This window comes from Micromonospora sp. B9E7 (assembly GCF_039871815.1).
Classification (GTDB): domain Bacteria; phylum Actinomycetota; class Actinomycetes; order Mycobacteriales; family Micromonosporaceae; genus Micromonospora.
The window spans coordinates 1-2,856 of the sequence record NZ_JBDPLX010000046.1; the positions used below are offsets into that span (position 1 = coordinate 1).

The following is a 2,856-nucleotide window of genomic DNA, read 5'->3' on the forward strand; positions in this document are numbered from 1 at the left end:
AGGCGCATGGGACGGGCACCCGGTTGGGTGATCCGATCGAGGCGCAGGCGTTGTTGGCCACGTATGGGCAGGACCGTCCCGGTGATGAGCCGTTGTGGTTGGGGTCGGTGAAGTCGAACATCGGCCACACCCAGGCCGCCGCCGGTGTCGCGGGTGTGATCAAGATGGTCCAGGCCCTCAGGCACAATGTGTTGCCGGCGACGTTGCATGTGGACGAGCCGACTCCGCAGGTCGACTGGTCCGCCGGTGCGGTGCGGTTGTTGACCGAGACCCGCCCGTGGCAGCCGCAGACCGGTCGACCCCGGCGCGCCGGGGTGTCCTCGTTCGGGTTCTCCGGCACCAACGCCCACCTCATCATCGAAGAACCACCGGCCACCGAACCAGTCAACCCACCGGTCACCGAGCCGAGCGGGCCGACGGCCACCGAGCCGAGCGCGCTGGTGCCGTGGCTGATCTCCGCCCGCAGTGACGACGCCCTGCGCGCCCAAGCCAACCGACTCACCCACCACCTCGACGAGCGGCCCGAAACCGACCCGGCAGACGTCGGGCGTTCGCTGGCCGTCCGCGCCACCCTCGCCCACCGGGCCGTCGTCCTGGGCACGGATCGGCAGGCTGCGCTGACTGCCCTCGCCGCAGGAGCCACGGCTCCCGGCCTGGTCACCGGCACCGCGCAGGGTGGGCGCACCGCGTTCGTCTTCTCCGGCCAGGGATCGCAGCGGCCGGGTATGGGCCGGGACCTCTACGAGACGTTCCCGGTGTACGCGGAGGCGTTCGACGCCGTCTGTGCCCAGCTGGACCTCCATCTTGATCGGCCGATCAAGGACGTGATCGCGGACGACGCGAAGGCCCTGGACCAGACGGTCTACACGCAGTCGGCGTTGTTCGCCGTCGAGGTGGCGTTGTTCCGGCTGGTCGAGTCGTTCGGGGTCAGGCCGGACTTCCTGGTGGGGCACTCGATCGGTGAGATCGCCGCCGCGCATGTCGCCGGGGTGCTGTCCCTGGCCGACGCGGCGACGTTGGTCACCGCCCGGGGTCGCCTGATGCAGGCACTCCCGGCGGGTGGGGTCATGGTGGCGGTTCGCGCCACCGAGACCGAGGTGCTGCCGCTGCTGACCGACGGTGTTTCCGTCGCCGCGATCAACGGCCCGCGCTCGGTGGTGCTGTCCGGTGCCGTCGACGAGGTCTCGGCGGTCGCGGCGCACTTCGAGAAGTCGAAGCGGTTGCGGGTGAGTCATGCGTTCCACTCGGTGCTGATGGAGCCGATGCTGGCCGAGTTCGCGTCGATCGCGGCTGGGTTGTCCTACGAGTCGCCGCGTATCCCGGTGGTGTCGAACGTGACCGGGCAGGTCGCCGAGACGCAGGACGCCGGCTACTGGGTGCGGCACGTGCGCGAGGCGGTGCGGTTCGCCGACGGGATCACCACCCTGGAGAGCCTCGGTGTCGCCACGTTCGTGGAGATCGGCCCGGACGGGGTCCTGTCGGCGATGGGTGCGGACTGTGTGACGGATGCGGTGTTCGTACCCGTGCAGCGCGCTGACCGGGACCAACCTGCCACGTTGCTGACCGCTCTCGCGCAGGTCTTCGTGCGTGGCGTCGCGGTGGACTGGACGCCGTGCCTGACCGGCGGGCGGCTGATCGACCTGCCCACCTACGCCTTCCAACACGAGCGCTACTGGCCGAGTACTCCCGAACCGGTCGCCGAGACCGCCGCCGGCGAGCCGGCCGACGCCGACTTCTGGGCCGCCGTCGAGGACGGCGACCTGGCCCGGCTGGGCATCACCGCGGACAGCGCGGGTGACCTGGTCCCCGCGCTGGCCCAATGGCGCCGCACGCGCCAGGACTCCGAAGTGGTCGACGGCTGGCGCTACCGGACCACCTGGCGTCCGGTCACCGGCGACACCGCCGACACCCTCGACGGCAACTGGCTGATCGTCGGTGCCGAACCCACCGACGAGAACCTCGTCGGCTCCCTCGCGAGGACACTCGCCGAGGCCGGAGCCGACGTGCTCCACGCTCACGACGCAACCGACCTGCCCGCACCGATCGCCGGCATCGTCGCCGTACCCGACTCCGGAGCCGAACTGCTCACCGTGGTCCAGCAGCTCGCCGGCGCGGACGTCGCTGCTCCGTTGTGGGTGGCGACGGCGGGTGGGGTGTCGGTGGGGCGTGCGGATGTGGTGTCGCCGGCGGTGTCGGCGGTGTGGGGTCTGGGTCGGGTGGTGGGTCTGGAGTTGCCGCATCTGTGGGGTGGTCTGGTCGATGTCCCCGCCGGCTGCGATGCGCGGGTGGGTGCCCGTCTCGTGCGGGTGCTGGCCGGTGGCTTTGGTGTCGAGGACCAGGTCGCGGTGCGGTCCTCGGGTGTGTACGTGCGGCGGTTGGTGCGCTCGTCCGCCGCAGTCAGCGACCAGCCGGGTTGGTCGCCGTCCGGGACGGTCCTGGTGACCGGCGGCACGGGCTCGCTGGGCGGTCGCGTCGCGGTCTGGGCTGCCACGCACGGTGCCGAGCACGTGGTGCTGGTGTCGCGGCGCGGCCCGCAGGCCGCAGGCGCGGCCGATGTGGCTACTGCGGTCGAGGCCGCCGGCGCGCGGGTGACCGTCGCGGCGTGTGACACGGGCGACCGTGACGCGGTTCGGGCCCTGCTCGACGGCCTGGACTCTCCGGTGCGAGCGGTGGTGCATGCCGCCGGCGTGGAGCGCTCCGCGTTGCTGACCGAGACCACACCCGAGACGTGGGACGAGGTGGTGTCCGGGAAGACGGCTGGTGCGGTGCATCTGGACGAGTTGTTGGGTGATGGTCTGGATGCGTTTGTGGTGTTCTCGTCGATCTCTGGGGTGTGGGGTTCTGGTGGTCAGGGTG

The 2,856-nt window shown here is 71.2% G+C and carries 1 protein-coding gene; it reads left to right on the forward strand.

Annotation, left to right across the window (positions count from 1 at the left end; all coding sequences use genetic code 11):
* Window positions 1–23: 23 nt before the first annotated feature.
* A partial coding sequence (locus ABGB10_RS33130) for a type I polyketide synthase (RefSeq protein ID WP_347664911.1) occupies window positions 24–2,856 on the forward strand: 2,833 nt, incomplete at its 3' end.